Source organism: Mycobacterium shunyiense (assembly GCF_058270035.1).
In genome coordinates this window covers 102,445-117,437 of the sequence record NZ_JBZDPT010000019.1, presented here as the reverse complement: position 1 = coordinate 117,437, position 14,993 = coordinate 102,445, and the positions used below count along the sequence as shown (strand labels likewise).

The following is a 14,993-nucleotide window of genomic DNA, read 5'->3' as shown; positions in this document are numbered from 1 at the left end:
TTCACCTCGGGTACTTCGGGTTCGGAGCCGGGGCGTTGCCGGTGACAGCGGACACGATGCCCAGCGGGTCCGACCGGCTGACCGGGTAGGAGATCGGGTTGGTGATCCCGGCACCTACACACATCGGCAGCATGTTGCGGTCGCAGAAGTTCTGGGCCGCGGCGAACTGCGACAGCACCGTCGACACGTTCAGCCGGATCCGGCCGCGTCGGTCCTGGCCGATGGTGTTGGACAGGTTCTGCATCATCAGCGGTACCAGGTCCATGAACTCGGCCAGCTGCGGTTGCTTGGCCGTCAGCACATCGCCGACGGCGTTGAGGTTGGCCGCGATCGTGCCCAGATCGTCACCGTGCTGGGTGACGAAGGTGTCGACCTGATCGAGCACCACCTTCAGATCGGCCATGGGCTGGGCGATATCGACGTTGGCGTCGGCCCAGCTGCCGCCGACCTGACCGAGTTCGTCGACCATCTGGTTCAGCGACACCTGGCGCTGGTTGAAGGCCGCCATCAGGGTGCTGAGGTTGTCCACCACCGCACCGATGTCCTCGGCCCGCGCACCCAGTACGCCGCTGGCCGCACTGAGATTGCGCATCGCGGAGTTGAACAGCTTGCCCTGATCGCGCCACTGGTCGGCACCGCGGGTGAGCACCGCGCCGATGTCGCCCTGTTGCGGCCCGATCGCCGAGGTCAGTGTGCTCAGGCTGCCCAGCATGGTGTCGAAGGTGATCGGGGAGTGGCTGTGGTCGGCCCCGATGACGTGTCCGTCGGCCAGCGTGGGGCCCGTTCCGCTGTAGGCGGGGCCGAGTTCGACGCTGCGATCACTGATCAGGGCCGGGCTCACCACGTAGGCATCGGGTTCGGCGGGCAGCGCGACGTCGTCGGGCAGCGTCATGGTGACCCGCACCGTGGTGCCCTGTGGCGTCACCGCGGTGACCCGTCCCACCGGCACCCCGAGCACGGTCACCTTGCTGCCCGGGTAGATGCCGTTGATGTAGCCGAAGTCGGCATGCACCGTGCGGGCCCGATCGGTGCGGCCGAACACATACCAGCCACCGGCGGCCAGACACAGGACGACGATCAGCGCCGTCGAAATCCGTCGAGTCATCGGCACTCCCGCTGAACATTCAGGAAGCACAACAGGTTGTCGGGCATCACCACGGACGGCGAGTTGACGTCGGCCCAGTTTCCGTTGCCGGTGGCATTGGTGACCGCACGGATCGCCGGGGGCATCTTCTGCAGGGTCTGGTCGATCTTGTCCACATTGGCTTTCAGGGTTCCGGTGACCGCGGTGAGGCCGGTGATCAAACTGCCGAAATCGGCCTGTTTGTCGGTGTAGATCTCGGCCAGGTGCCGCATGATCGCGGTCAGGTTGGTGACGATGTCGGCCAGCGCCTGACGGCGGGCGGCCAGTGAGGACACGATGTACTGCGCGTTGGCCGCGGTATCGGCCAGCGAATCGGTTTGACGCGACAGCATTTCGGCCATCGACCGGCTGATCCGCAGGATCTCGTCGATCTTGTCGCCGTTGTCGGCGAAGGCCGAGCTGGCGGCGCTGATCCCGGCCAGCGCCTGGCCGAGCTCGGTGCTGTTGCCGGGCATGGTCTCGACCAAGGTGTTCATCATCGCCGTCAGCGGCTGCTGGTCGACGTGCTCGGCAGTGTCGGCGGCCTTGCGCCCGACTTCGTCGAGGCTGTACGGAACCGTGGTGCGCGACAACGGAATGACGTTGGAGTCCAAACCATTGACGGTCCCAGCGGGCATGACGTCGAGGAACCGCTTACCAAGCACGGTTCGCAGCCGCACTGTGACCGTGGTGCGGTTGCCGAGGGCCTGAGCCTTGTCCAGCCGGAAGCCGACCCGTACCCGGTCGACGGCCAGCGCCACGTCCTCCACCCGCCCGGCCGGCACCCCGGCGACGTACACCGGATCGCCGCCGGTCAGCCCGCTGGCATTGGCCAGCTCCGCGACATAGGAGTTGGTCCGCACGTGGTAGACCGCGCGGGGAATCCCGATGGAGACGACCATGATGGCCACCAGGGTGATGGTGCCGATCATGCCCAGCGCCAACGGGATTGATGGATTGTGTTTGCGCTGATCCTTCACGAAGAGGAAGATCACCGCGCCGACGAAGAGGTCGATCAGTTTGACGAGGAACATCTACTGACACACCTCTGAATGCGTGTAGCCGAAGATGTTCGCTTCGTGGCTGCGGATCTTGAGGGTGAAGTTGCACAGGTACAGGCTGACGAACCCGCCGTAGCTGGAGGTCCGGTTGATGGCATCGCCGAACTCCGGCAGCCGGGTCAGCAGCTTGGTGAATTCCTCGGTGTTGGGCTGCCAGGTCTGCAGCATGGAATTGAGATTGGTGATGGTGTCTCCGTAGGCGGCGCTGGAGTTGTTGACCGTGTTGGCCAGGGTGGCCAGCACGGCGTTGCCCTGGTCGATGAGCATCTCGAACTGCCGGTCACCGGAGGTCACCGCCGCGCTGAGCCGGTTGAGTCCGGTGAGCATCTGCTCCAGCTGCGGTTGTCGGGTGTTCATCGTGCGCATCAACGTCGACATGTTGTCGATGAGCTGGGTGAATATCCCCGCGTTGTTGGTCAAACTCGATGTCATGGCGGCGATCTGGGTGAGCAGCGTCGTCAGGGTCTGGGCCTGGCCACTGAACGTCTCGACGAATCCCCGGGTCAACGTGTTGACCTGATCGGGGGCCAGCGCGTCGAACAGCGGCTTGAATCCGTTGAGCAGTGCGGTCAGATCGACCGCCGGCGAGGTCTGGGCCAGGGGGATCACGCCCCCGGCGGCCAGTCGGGCCGGCGGTTCGTCGGTGGAGACGTCCATGATGGCTCCACCCGGATCGGACAGTGCCACATAACGGGCACCGAGCATGTCGCCATAACGCACCGCGGCGGTGACGTTGCTGGTCAGGGTGAAGTCAGAGTTGACCTCGATGTCGACGTCGGCCCGGCTGGTGCCGTCGGTGTTGGGGGCGAACCGGATCGAGTCCACCCGTCCGATCCGAATGCCGTTCATGGTCACCGGGTTTCCGACGTTGAGTCCCTCGACGCTGCTGAACTGTGCCTGGTAGGTGACGGTGCTACCGCGCACCGGCACCGACAGGGTGTTGATCACCAGCACCGCGCTGAGCACCCCGGCCGTGCTGAAGCCGCCGAGCTTGACCCACGACTGCCACCGTCCGTTCCGGTTCATGAGACCTGCACCTCCGTGCCGCGTACCAGCGGGCCCAGCATCAGTACCGTGGCGATGTTCGGTTGCGTAGAGGGGGCGCCGGCCGGGGGCACGAGTTCGTCCTGCAGTACTGCCAGGGCATGGGCCTGACCGTCGGCGTCGACGACCGCGGAAGCCGGTGCCGCGGCGACTGCCTCGGCGGGAAGCGGCTCCGTGGGTATCGGCGCGGACTGCGGCAACCCGGGTCCCGGCGGCAGATACGAGTGCGTCGGCAGGTGCGGAGCCGGGGCCGTGAACGGCGTGACCGGAAGGTCGGCGGCCGGGCGGGCCAGCACGTCGGCGGGCTGATCCGGAACCTGGCCCGACGGAGCCGATTCGGCGCAGCGGGCACCTTGGGTGGCGCCGTAGACCGGACAGTCCTGCATCGAGTACGGCATCGGTCCGGCGAAGGTCGCCACGGCGGTGATGCTGAACTTGCCCGTCGCGAACACCTTGGCGCCGGCCTCACCGAACGACTGCGCGCCGGCCAGGGTGTCGACCAACCCCAGCGGTTGGGCGGCCGTGGTCGCCATGATCTTGCCTGCCGCATCCACCACGGTGATCAACTGCTCGCGGTGATCGGCCATGAACGAGGTGAGCACCGAGGAGAACCGGGCGAAACCGTCGATGGCCGAAGCGAACTTCTTCTGGTCGTCGACCATCCGGTTGGACACCGACGTCGCTGCCGACAGCGTCGAGATGATGTCGGGGGTGGCGGTGTCCAGCGAGGCCATGACGTCCCGGAATTGCGGTGTGGTGTCGAGGAATCGCACCAGTGACGGCGTCAGCACCTGCGCGCTGGCGCTCAGATTGTCGATCGTGGAACCCAGTTCGGTACCGCGGTTGCGCAGCGACTGGCTGATCGCGGTCAGGGCCGTCTGCATGCGCTCGGGCTTGATCTGTGAGAACAGGTCGACGATCTTGGTGAACACGTCGTAGAGGGCCATCGCATCGGGGCTGTCGTCGATCGACACGACGTCGCCGGCCTTCAGTCCCGTCGCGGACCGGTTGCCTTTCGGGTCGACGAGTTGCAGGTAGATGTCGCCGAAAAAGGTGCGGGGCACGATTCGCGCGACGGCCGAGGACGGGATGATGCCGAGGCTGTCGGGCTCGATCGCCAGTCTGACCCGGGACGTGTGGGTGCCCGACTCGATCTCGGCGATGCGCCCGACGTTCACGCCGTGGTAGCGCACCGGGGATCCGCCGGTGATGAGTCCGGCCGACACCGGAACGCCCACGAACACATCGGCGCTGCGTTCCAGATGCCCCGATGCCCGGGCCACCAGCACCGACGCCACTGCTACCGCCACGGTGGCGGCGGCGAGGCCGCGCAGGGCCAGTCGGGCTCGGCTGGGTTCCGAATACCTGCGTCGCCTGCCGAATCGTTTGAGGCGCTTCACATTCCCATCCCGGGGATCTCGGGGACCAGGCCCCACAGCGCGAAGGTGAGCAGCACGTCGAGGATGCCGACCGCCAGGATCGCGGTGCGCAGGGCCCGGCCGGCGGCCTGCCCCACCCCGGCGGGTCCACCCGAGGCGAAGTAGCCGTAGGTGCAGTGCACCAGGGCGACGACGATCGCGAAGACGACGGCCTTGATCCCGGAATAGAGCAGGTCCCGGGGTCCGAGGGCCAGGTGGAAGAAGTAGTCATAGGTGCCGGGGGAGGCGCCGTTGAAGATCACCACCACGGTCCGGGTGGACAGGTAGCTGGCCAGCAGGCCGATCATGTAGATCGGGATGACGCAGACCACCGAGGCCAGCACGCGGGTGCCGACCAGGTAGGGGATCGACCGTAGTGCCATGGCATCGAGCGCGTCGATCTCGTCAGAGATCCGCATGGCCCCGATCTGCGCGGTGAAGCCCGTCCCGACCTTGGCCGCCAACGCGATTGCCACCACGACCGGCGCCAGCTCGCGGGTGTTGGCGATCGCGGCCAGCATGCCCGACAGGGTGTTCATCCCGACCAGGTCCAGGCCGCGCTGGGTCTCGACGCCCAGCATCATCGCCGCAGCCAGCGACATCGCGAACACGATGCCGATGGTGCCGCCGCCGGAGAGCAGGGAGCTGGTGCCGAAGGTGACCTCGCCGATCTGTCCGAGAGTGTGCTTGCGGTAGCGCACCAGTGCATACGGCAGTGAACCGAGGACCTTGGCGTAGAACGTGACGTGCTGACCGGCGACCGCCAGCGCGTCGTACCCGGCGACTGCGGGTCGCGAGATCCGGTGCAGGGCAGCGCTGCTGGAAAGCGCGGTCATCGGTAACTGCCCACGGCCGGAACCACCACGGTGTACAGCGCGGACATGGTCGTGTTCAGGATGAAGACCAGGGCGAAGGCCAGCACCACGGCTTCGTTCACCGCGTTGGCCACGCCGCCGGCACCGCCCTTGGTGTGCAGGCCCTTGAAGGTGGCCACCAGGGTTGCGGTGAGGCCGAAAACAGCCGACTTGATCAGTGCCATAACGAAATCCGACACCTGGCCGTACTGACTGAACGTGGCCAGGAACGTTCCGGCGGGCAGGTGCTGCACGCTGATGTGGTACAGGTAGCACGCCATCACGCCGCCGAAGGTGACGATCGAGCACAGGGCCAGGGCCACGATGACGGCGGCGACCAGGCGCGGTGCGACGAGGCGCTCGATCACGTCGAGACCCATGACCTCCATCGCGTCGATCTCCTCGCGGATGGTGCGCGATCCCAGGTCCGTGCAGATCGCCGAACCGGCCACGCCGGCCATCATCAGCGCGCACACCAGGGCCGCGGCCTGGCCGACGATGATGAACGCCACCACGGCGCCCGAGTAACCGCCGGCGCCGATGCGCCCGGCCAGCTCGCCGACCGACACGGCGATGAACACCCCGATCGGCATCATCAACAGCAGGGCCGGGCCGGTGCACACCCGGCCGATGAACAGGGTCTGGTTGACGACTTCGTCGAGCACCAGGCGTCGGTGTACCACCGCGGTGACGACGCTGACCAGCGCCTGCACCGAGAAGCCGAGCACGTAGCCGCCCTGGACCAGGACGTCCCGAACGGGGCCCTTGGACGCCGGTAGCTCGTAGGTCATCGAGTTCCTTCCCCGCTTGTCGTGGCATGCGCGGGGCCGACCGGTGACCACCGGCTGTGCTGGAGCACGTTTCGACCCCCCGGTCGTCTGTGGAGCATGTCACATTTCGGGACGCGTTCGCAAGAATTAAGTGAATGGTCATTCTCGAGTCGCGAGGGCCTGTCTTGTGAGGTCTCGAACGGTGAGAGGCCCGAGTTTGTGATCAAGAGATCGCCTTACTGTCGCGTGAATTCAACTCGGCGTGTCGGACGGGGCCCGCAGCAGAATCACGATTAACTTAGCGCCCACAGGGGTTGCCGAACTGAGGCGGTGTCGGTATGTCGGGTGGGGTTGGGGAACGTCACATATCGCGGAGGTCATTTCTGGCCGGAACGGCCACGGCCGGCGTGGCCGCGGCGGCGCTGAGCAGGCCGCCAACCGCGCGCGCCGCACCGGGTTCCACGGTCGCGATCTTCGGTGCCGGGGTGGCAGGCCTGACCGCCGCGCACGAATTGGCGGAGCGCGGGTACCGGGTCACGGTGTTCGAGCGAAAAGCGTTGGGTGGCAAGGCTCGGTCGATTCCGGCGCCGTCTCCGTCGGGCAGCCCGCTGCCGGCTGAGCACGGCTTCCGGTTCTTCCCCGGCTTCTACCGCAATGTCACCGACACGATGCGGCGCATTCCTTTTGCCGGCAACACTTTCGGTGTCTGGCAGAACCTGACCCGGGCCACGTCGTATCTGCACTCGGGGTTGGGGCGGGCGGATCTGACGATCCCACTGCCGTTTCCGATCCCGACCCTGCCCAATCCCATCACCCCCAAGGCCTTCACCGAGTCGGTGGCCGCTGTGTTCCAGACGTTGTTCCGGTTGCCGCCGTTGGAGGCGGTGTACGCCGCGCAGAAACTCGCGGTCTACGTCACCAGCTGCGACGAGCGCAAGCTCGGCCAGTGGGACAACATGACCTGGGAGAAATTCATCGGGGCGGACCACAAGAGCAAGGAGTACAACCGCTACCTGGCCGACGGCATCATCCGGAACCTGGCCGCGTCCAAGTCCAAGGACGCCAGCGCCCATTCGATCGGGCTGGTCGGCGAGGCCTCGGTGTGGTCGATCCTGCTGCTGGGCAACGACATCGACAACAAGGGATTCGACCGGGTGCTCAACGGCCCCACCAGCACCCAGTGGATCGATCCCTGGGTGGCCCATCTGCAGTCGCTCGGGGTGACGTTCCGGCTCGGGCAGGCGCTGGCGCGGCTGACTCCCAACGGCAGGCACATCGCATCGGCCACGGTCGTGGACGGCAACGGGGTGGCCCAACCGGTGGTCGCCGACTGGTACATCTCCGCCGTGCCGTGCGAAAAACTCGCGGCGGTGCTGACTCCCGACGTGATCGCCGCCGATCCCAAGCTGGCCTCGGTGGCGGCGTTGCGCACCGAGTGGATGAACGGTCTGATGTTCTTCCTGCGCGAGCGCGTCGACGTCACCAAGGGGCATGTCAACTACGTCGACTCCGGGTGGGGGCTCACCTCGATCAGTGAGGCCCAGTTCTGGAAGCGGCCACTGACGACCTATGGGGACGGCACAGTCAAAGACTGTCTGTCGGCCATCATCTCGGACTGGAGCACGCAGGGAAACTTCAACGGGCTCAGCGCCAGGCAGTGCACGCCGCCGCAGATCGCCGCTGAGGCCTGGGCGCAGATCAAGGCCCATCTCAACGACACCAGCATCGTGGTGACGGATCAGATGGTGCATTCATGGTTTCTCGACCCGTCGATCATCGACTCGGGCACGCCCAATGTGCGCAACGACGAACCGCTGTTCATCCAGGACCCCGGGTCGTGGGCGCGCCGGCCGGAGGCCGTCACCGGGATCGACAACCTGTTCCTGGCCGGTGAGTGGATCAAGACCGACCAGAACGTCACCACGATGGAGGGGGCCAACGAAGGCGGCCGCTATGCCGCCAACGGCGTGCTGCTCGCCTCGGGTTACGCGGGTCCGAAGGCCAACGTTCTCGGGTTGTTCCAGGCACCGTGGTGGGCGCCGTTCAAGGCCGCGGACAAGGCGCGGTACCGGGCCAGGCTGCCCCACGCGTTCGACATCGCCGACACCCGCTGGCCGACCTGACCCCCTTACTGAAAACAATTCTCAATAAACCTACGATGGCTCGGTGACGTCGTCCACCGGATCGGTACCCGTGCTGGCGGTCGCCGGGCATCTCGGCTCGGGCAAGACCACGCTGCTCAACCATCTGCTGCGCAACAGCCGCGGCGTCCGGATCGGTGCGCTGGTCAACGACTTCGGCGCGGTCAACATCGACGCCATGCTGGTGGCGGGGCAGGTCGATGCGATGGCGTCGCTGTCCAACGGTTGTATCTGCTGTGCGGTCGACGGCGAGGAAGTCGGCGAGATGCTGGGCAAGCTCGCGGCGGTCAAACCGCGGCTGGATCTCATCGTCGTGGAGGCCAGCGGCGTTGCCGAACCGGCTTCACTGGCCCGCACCATCGTCACCGTCGACGATCCCCGCTTCCATTACGCCGGCCTGGTTCTGGTCCTCGACGGCCTGCAACCCGACCTGAGTCACGGGCTGCCGGTCGCCGATCTGGTGGTGCTCAACAAGGCGTCCTCATGCACCGACGTCGACGGCCTGCTCGCACAGATCCGCCAGTTCAGTCCCCGGGTTCCGGTGCTGCCCACCGACTTCGCCCGCATCGACCCCGAGCTGCTGATCGACCCGCCGGAGCGGACGCCGCAGGCCCAGCTGTCCTTCGACGAGCTGTTGCACGACGAGCACGATCACGACCATGCCGAGTATCAGAGCGTCGATTTCCGCACCGATGCCGCGGTCAACCCACGCCTGTTCATGGAGTTTCTGCGGGACCGCCCCGCTGGTCTCTACCGCGTCAAGGGCTTCGTCGACTTCGGCGCCCAGCGCTTCCTGCTGCAGCTGGTCGGCAGCTCGCTGCGTTTCGAGAAGCGGCGGGCGAGCGGCACCGAGTTGGTGCTGATCGGCACCGGGATGGACCCGTCGGCGCTGCGGGCCGGCCTCGAGCGGTGCACCAGCGAGCCGGCCGACGAGAACGCGATGCTCGGGGTGCTCAAGTACGTGGTGTAGCCGGCGGCGACGGTTGTCCGTCCGGTTATCCTGGCCGCTCACCCGAATTCAAGGAGCCGCATTGTTCAAGGTCAACGAGTACTTCGGCGGCGACGTCGCATCGATCGCCTTCACCACGCCGGAGGGAAACGCGACCGTGGGCGTCATGGCCGTCGGCGAGTACGAGTTCGGTACTTCCCAGCTCGAGATCATGAAGGTGGTCTCTGGCGCGCTGACCGTCAAGTTGCCCGGCAGCGAGCAGTGGGAAACCTTCGCGGCCGGAACGAAATTCACCGTGGCCGCCGACAGCAAGTTCCAGGTCCGCGTCGAGGCGGAGACCGCCTACCTGTGTGAGTACCGCTGACGCTGGTTCACTCGGCCGCTCATCCGGTGCGGCCGCGGAATCTGCTGTGCAGCCTCTGCTTTGACACGCCGAGGACCCTGCCGATCTGTGCCCACGACAAGCCGGCCCGGCGGCCGGCAAGGATCGCCCGTTCATAGCGAGCCTGGGCCCGGGCGAGATCGTCGCGGGCAAGTCCCAGTGCGTGCACGCGTGTCCCGATCGACAGGTCCCAGACAGCTTCGGCTGGGCTGTCGGGTGCAACGGGTTCGTGTGCGGCCATCTCTCGCTCAAGCTGCTCCTGCGAGCGTCGGAAGTACTCCTTCAGCTCAGGATCGTTCGCCCACCACGGCGCGCTCGTGTCTCCCATGGCCGGAGTATGCCGAGCAGTGGGGACATCTTTCCCGCCCGTGCGAACGTCAAGTTTTTTGACGATCTTGGTGGGCACCATGTGTGGAGGGGGAGGCCGGGTGTGGTTGCCTCTCCGGCCGACACGTCTAGAGCAACTTCGTCAAAGTTTTTGACGTTCTTGGCGGGCACCATGTGTGGAGGGGAGGCCCGGCTGTGGTTGCCTCTCCGACCCACAGTTCCTAAGCAACTTCGTCAAACTTTTTGACGGCGGGGAATCCGGGTATGTACACCCCATGCGACCGATCACTCTGGCCAAGACGGCCACCGCGGCATTGACCACTGCGCTCGTCGGCGGCCTGGCCAGCCGGCCTGCCCAGTCGCATTGGTACGAGCAGCTGCGCAAGCCGTCCTTTCAACCTCCGCGACAAGCCTTTCCGATCGTCTGGCCGATCCTGTACACGGGTATCGCGGTGGTGTCGGCCCGCACGATCGACCGGTTGCGCACCGAGGGCCGCCACGACGAGGCTCGCGACTACACGGTGGCGCTGGCCGGCAATCTCGCCGTCAATGCCGCATGGTCGTGGGTGTTCTTCTCCCAGCGCAAGCTCGGCGCCGCGGCCGTCACCGCCGCGGCACTGACCGCCAGCAGCGCCGATCTGACCCGTCGTGCGGTGCAGGCCCAGGGTGCGCCCGGCGCCATCCTCACGCCCTATCCGTTGTGGTGTGCCTTCGCCACCGCGTTGTCCACGAGGATCTGGATGCTCAACCGCAAGTGAGCGCGATCAGCTGAACGGCTTGCGCTGATCCAGGCGCCGCGACGCCAGGCCCGCACCCCGCCACACCCGCGCGACCCAGTCGTCGTCCTCTTCGGTGACCAGGTTGCCCATCACCCGAACGGCGATGTTCATCAGGAACGACGAGCGCACCGCGAGCGGTCCGGACGCCGGCAGGAACCGGGGCAACGTGAGCAGCAGGGCCAGCCGTCGGGCGATTGAGAAGCCTTGGGCGTAGTGGTCCTGCAACAGTGCGGGCCAGGCATGTGAATAGTCGCCGGAGCCCAGCAGTTCGGCCGCCAACCGGCCGGTTTCCAGCCCGTAGTCGATGCCCTCGCCGTTGAGCGGGTTGATGCACGCTGCCGCGTCGCCGACGAGCATCCAGTTGGGCCCGGCCACCCCGGACACCGCGCCGCCCATCGGCAGGAGCGCCGACAGCGCGGCCCGCGGCTCCCCGGAGAATCCCCATTCCTTGCGGCGCAACTCGGTGTAATACGACAGCAGCGGCCGCAGGGCCGCGTGGGCGGGACGCTTGGCGGTCGCCAGGGCTCCCACACCGATGTTCACCTCACCGTTGCCCAGCGGGAAGATCCAGCCGTAACCCGGGAGCACCTGGCCTTCAGGGGAGCGCAGCTCCAGATGCGAGGTGATCCACGGCTCGTCGGCGCGCGGCGTGGCGATGTAGCCGCGGATAGCCGTGCCGTACACGGTTTCCTTGTGCCAGGTGCGGCCCAGCACGCGGCCCAGAGTGGAACGCGCGCCGTCGGCCACGATCAGATGATTGCAGCCGATCGTGGCTCCGTTGTCGAGCTGGACGGATTCGACGTGCCCACGTGAGTCATGGCTCACACCAACGACTTTGGCGCCCAGACGCATCTTGGCGCCGTCGTCGGCGGCGACCGATCGGATCCGGTCGTCGAGTTCGGTGCGCGGGACCGCGCTTCCGGTGGACGGGAACGACGGCCCGGGCCACCGCACTTCGACGTCGGCGCCGAATCCCGACATCCGCAGGCCGTGGTGCCGGATCCGGGTGTCGAGCCACGGCCCCATGCCGAGCCGTTCCAGTTCGGCAACCGCTCGCGGCGTCAGCCCGTCGCCGCAGGACTTGTCCCGCGGGAACTGCGCCGCGTCGATGACCAGCACGTCACGACCGGCTCGAGCCGCCCACGCGGCGGCCGCCGACCCGGCCGGTCCCGCGCCGACGACGACCACGTCTGCCTGTGTAAATCCCCGGGTCGCTGCGCTCCTGCCCGCCGGTGCATCCATGTCCCCCAGTATGTTGGACGAATGAGGACACCAGCGACTGTGGTGGCAGGCGTTGATTTCGGGGACGCGGCGTTCGCCGCCGACGTCCGGGACAGCGTCGCCAGGATCGAACAACTGATGTCTGACGAGCTGGGCAAAGCCGACGAGCTCATGGCAGAGGCGGTCCAGCATCTGTTCCAGGCCGGCGGCAAGCGGTTCCGTCCGCTGTTCACCGTGCTCTCGGCGTCGCTGGGCCCCCGGCCCGACGATCCGGACGTCGCAATCGCCGGTGCGGTGATCGAGCTGGTGCACCTGGCGACGCTGTATCACGACGACGTCATGGACGAGGCCCAGATGCGGCGCGGGGCACCGAGTGCCAATGCCCGGTGGGGCAACAACATCGCGATCCTGGCGGGTGACTATCTGTTCGCCACGGCCTCGCGGCTGGTTTCCCGGCTGGGACCGGACGCGGTGCGTGTGATTGCTGACACATTCGCCCAGTTGGTGACGGGCCAGATGCGTGAGACCCGCGGTGCGGCCGAGCATGCCGACTCCGTCGACCATTACCTCAAGGTGGTCTACGAGAAGACCGCCTGCCTGATCGCCGCCTCGGGGCGGTTCGGCGCGACGTTCTCGGGCGCCGATGCCGAGCAGGTCGAGCGGCTGCACCGGCTGGGCGGGATCGTGGGCACCGCGTTCCAGATCTCCGACGACATCATCGACATCGACAGCGATCCGGATGAATCGGGCAAGGTTCCGGGCACTGACCTGCGCGAAGGGGTGCACACCCTGCCGGTGCTGTACGCGCTGCGTGAGTCGGGTCCGGATTCCGACCGGCTGCGCGAGTTGCTGGCCACACCCGTCGAGCGGGAAGAGGACGTGGCCGAGGCGCTGACCCTGCTGCGCCGGTCGACCGGGATGGCGCGCGCGAAGGAGACGGTGGCCGAGTACGCGGCGCAGGCCCGTGACGAGCTGGCCAGCCTTCCATCCGGGCCCGGGCGTGACGCATTGGCCACCCTCGTGGACTACACGGTCAACCGTCACGGCTGATTCCGGAACCACGGACGGTAACTGAGCGTTTAATCAGCGATGGTTGCCGAGTAGTTGCCTAGGAGGAAACTGCGATGACGTGGAACCCGCACGCAAACCGAATCAAGACATTCCTGTTGCTGGTCGGTTTTTCGGCGCTGATCGTGTTCGTCGGTTCGTTGTTCGGCCGCAACGTGATGTACCTGGCGGTGCTGTTCGCCGTCGGCATGAACGTCTACGTGTACTTCAACAGCGACAAGATGGCGCTGCGCGCGATGCACGCGCAGCCGATCACCGAGGTGCAGGCGCCCGAGATCTACCGGATCGTCCGGGAGTTGGCCACCACGGCGCATCAGCCGATGCCGCGCCTGTACATCTCCGACACCGCCAACCCCAACGCATTCGCCACCGGCCGCAACCCGCGCAACGCCGCGGTGTGCTGTACCACCGGCATTCTGCAGCTCCTCAACGAGCGTGAGCTGCGCGCGGTTCTCGGCCATGAGCTCTCTCACGTCTACAACCGCGACATCCTGATCTCGTGCGTGGCAGGCGCGATGGCGTCGGTGATCACCGCCCTGGCCAATATGGCCATGTTCGCGGGGATGTTCGGCGGCAACCGTGAGGGTACGAATCCGCTGGCGATGCTGCTGGTTTCACTGCTGGGCCCGATCGCGGCCACCGTGGTGCGGATGGCGGTATCCCGCCAGCGCGAGTACCAGGCCGACCAGTCCGGTGCTGAATTGACCGGTGATCCACTGGCATTGGCGTCGGCGCTGCGCAAGATCTCCGGTGGCGTCGAAGCGGCACCACTGCCTCCGCAGCCCCAGCTGGCCGATCAGGCGCATCTGATGATCGCCAGCCCGTTCCGGGCCGGCGAGCGTATCGGCAAGCTGTTCTCGACCCACCCGCCGATCGACGACCGCATCCGTCGCCTGGAGGACATGGCCGGCTATGGCGGGTCAACTCCCGGCCGCTTCTAGTCCTTCGCCGTTGAGCGCCTGAAGCTAGGCGAGTCGCTCCATCGCGCGCCGTGCGTACTTGCGGACCTCTGCATGCTCGGAGCCGACATACGGTGCGACGAGGTCTCGGACCCCGGCGGCTTTCATCTGGATCAGGGCTTTGAGGGCGAATGCCGTGTACGGGCTGTCCAGATAACCGACCGCCAGAGCGCGAGCCTCATCGGTTTTCACCTTTCCCAGATAGCTCACCAGCCAGCTCCGGCCGGCCATGTCGATGGGTTCGGCCAGCAGTTCGACGATCTGGGCGAAATGCCTTGCCGTGGCGACGAATGACAACGTCGACAGCGCAGCATCCTGTGCCCCGCGGGTAAGCGGAGGTTGGTGGCGGATCTGGGTCAGCATCAAGTCGACGATGTGCTGCTTGCCCTGGGCGGCGCGGTCGTGCAGGTTCCAGATCAGCCCGATCCGGATGATGTTGCGGTGATGGGTTTCCTCACCCGGGATCCGGGCTTCCAGATGGGTGAGCCAGTCAACGAAGACCGGAATGGCGGACGGCGCGGTGGTCGCCTTGAAGTGCCCGATTGTGTAGCAGCGGACGCCGACTGCGGCCAGGTCTTCCATCAGCCTGTGGTCAAATCCGTGCTGCCCGTCGACGTATCGGGCAGGCAGGTGGTCTCGCCAGTCGTCCCCGTCTGGAACATCCCACCCCTTGAGGACGGCGGGGGTCGCGCGTGGCGGTGTCGGCTGGGGCCGCGGTGGCAGCGTCGGTGGTCGACCGTCACTCTTGGACTCGACCGCGCCGATGGCGTCGCGCAGCTGCGCGATGATGGCCTGCCGATCCGCCCCCATGAAGTCACGATAGCCAAGTCCGCAAACGCAACGAGCGTGCGCGAACTGCTGGTCGAACAGCAGACGCGCACGCTCGTTGCGCAAGCC

General features: G+C 66.6%; 15 protein-coding genes. 6 read left to right on the top strand and 9 right to left on the bottom strand.

Translation table 11 applies throughout. The annotated features are described in order from the left end of the window. Position 1 precedes the first annotated feature (1 nt). Genes AC4ELS_RS12630 through AC4ELS_RS12605 form a run of 6 tightly spaced genes read right to left on the bottom strand, consistent with a single transcriptional unit; the run spans position 2 to position 6,291 of the window. Complete coding sequence (locus tag AC4ELS_RS12630) at positions 2-1,105, bottom strand: MCE family protein (protein WP_064957180.1); 1,104 nt, start codon at positions 1,103-1,105, stop codon at positions 2-4. After that, complete coding sequence (locus tag AC4ELS_RS12625; RefSeq protein ID WP_448443691.1) at positions 1,102-2,157, bottom strand: MCE family protein; 1,056 nt, start codon at positions 2,155-2,157, stop codon at positions 1,102-1,104. The genes AC4ELS_RS12630 and AC4ELS_RS12625 overlap by 4 nt, the downstream gene beginning before the upstream one ends. Further along, the gene (locus AC4ELS_RS12620) at positions 2,158-3,210 is read right to left on the bottom strand and encodes an MCE family protein (protein ID WP_499047616.1); all 1,053 of its coding nucleotides are present in this window, start codon (positions 3,208-3,210) and stop codon (positions 2,158-2,160) included. Further along, entirely contained in the window at positions 3,207-4,628 is a 1,422-nt protein-coding gene (locus AC4ELS_RS12615; RefSeq protein WP_499047614.1) for an MCE family protein, read from the bottom strand. The genes AC4ELS_RS12620 and AC4ELS_RS12615 overlap by 4 nt, the downstream gene beginning before the upstream one ends. Continuing rightward, positions 4,625-5,482 (bottom strand): MlaE family ABC transporter permease, encoded by an 858-nt coding sequence (locus AC4ELS_RS12610; protein ID WP_088305613.1) that lies wholly within the window; start codon positions 5,480-5,482, stop codon positions 4,625-4,627. The genes AC4ELS_RS12615 and AC4ELS_RS12610 overlap by 4 nt, the downstream gene beginning before the upstream one ends. Beyond that, positions 5,479-6,291, bottom strand: coding sequence for an MlaE family ABC transporter permease (locus tag AC4ELS_RS12605; RefSeq protein WP_499047612.1), 813 nt, complete (start codon positions 6,289-6,291; stop codon positions 5,479-5,481). The genes AC4ELS_RS12610 and AC4ELS_RS12605 overlap by 4 nt, the downstream gene beginning before the upstream one ends. A 317-nt stretch (positions 6,292-6,608) precedes the next feature. Between AC4ELS_RS12605 and AC4ELS_RS12600 the strand changes: the two genes are divergently transcribed. The 3 genes from AC4ELS_RS12600 (at position 6,609) to ppnP (ending at position 9,724) form a co-directional block, all read left to right on the top strand. Then, complete coding sequence (locus AC4ELS_RS12600) at positions 6,609-8,393, top strand: hydroxysqualene dehydroxylase (RefSeq protein ID WP_499047610.1); 1,785 nt, start codon at positions 6,609-6,611, stop codon at positions 8,391-8,393. A gap of 43 nt (positions 8,394-8,436) precedes the next feature. Then, complete coding sequence (locus AC4ELS_RS12595; RefSeq protein ID WP_498885825.1) at positions 8,437-9,381, top strand: CobW family GTP-binding protein; 945 nt, start codon at positions 8,437-8,439, stop codon at positions 9,379-9,381. A gap of 61 nt (positions 9,382-9,442) precedes the next feature. Then, the gene (ppnP, locus tag AC4ELS_RS12590; protein ID WP_135359581.1) at positions 9,443-9,724 is read left to right on the top strand and encodes a pyrimidine/purine nucleoside phosphorylase; all 282 of its coding nucleotides are present in this window, start codon (positions 9,443-9,445) and stop codon (positions 9,722-9,724) included. A gap of 19 nt (positions 9,725-9,743) precedes the next feature. Here the strand turns inward: ppnP and AC4ELS_RS12585 are convergent, their stop codons facing one another. Next, positions 9,744-10,070, bottom strand: a complete 327-nt coding sequence (locus AC4ELS_RS12585; RefSeq protein WP_499047607.1) for a hypothetical protein — start codon at positions 10,068-10,070, stop codon at positions 9,744-9,746. 274 nt (positions 10,071-10,344) lie between these two features. Between AC4ELS_RS12585 and AC4ELS_RS12580 the strand changes: the two genes are divergently transcribed. Further along, on the top strand, positions 10,345-10,827 hold the full coding sequence (locus tag AC4ELS_RS12580) for a TspO/MBR family protein (protein ID WP_499047605.1): 483 nt from the start codon (positions 10,345-10,347) through the stop codon (positions 10,825-10,827). Between the two features lie 6 nt (positions 10,828-10,833). Here the strand turns inward: AC4ELS_RS12580 and menJ are convergent, their stop codons facing one another. Next, complete coding sequence (gene menJ, locus AC4ELS_RS12575) at positions 10,834-12,090, bottom strand: menaquinone reductase MenJ (RefSeq protein WP_448443676.1); 1,257 nt, start codon at positions 12,088-12,090, stop codon at positions 10,834-10,836. A gap of 21 nt (positions 12,091-12,111) precedes the next feature. Here menJ and grcC1 point away from each other — a divergent pair, with 21 nt between their 5' ends. Beyond that, on the top strand, positions 12,112-13,119 hold the full coding sequence (grcC1, locus tag AC4ELS_RS12570; protein ID WP_499047603.1) for a nonaprenyl/(2E,6E)-farnesyl/geranylgeranyl diphosphat synthase: 1,008 nt from the start codon (positions 12,112-12,114) through the stop codon (positions 13,117-13,119). Between the two features lie 74 nt (positions 13,120-13,193). Further along, a complete protein-coding gene (gene htpX / locus AC4ELS_RS12565; RefSeq protein WP_064886798.1) occupies positions 13,194-14,078 on the top strand; it encodes a zinc metalloprotease HtpX in 885 nt (294 codons plus the stop codon). Positions 14,079-14,102: 24 nt separating this feature from the next. On the opposite strand, the gene AC4ELS_RS12560 is transcribed toward htpX, so the two are convergent. After that, positions 14,103-14,906 carry a HEAT repeat domain-containing protein gene (locus AC4ELS_RS12560; RefSeq protein WP_448443673.1) on the bottom strand — a complete coding sequence of 268 codons (804 nt, stop codon included), beginning with the start codon at positions 14,904-14,906 and terminating at the stop codon, positions 14,103-14,105. Positions 14,907-14,993: the final 87 nt, after the last annotated feature.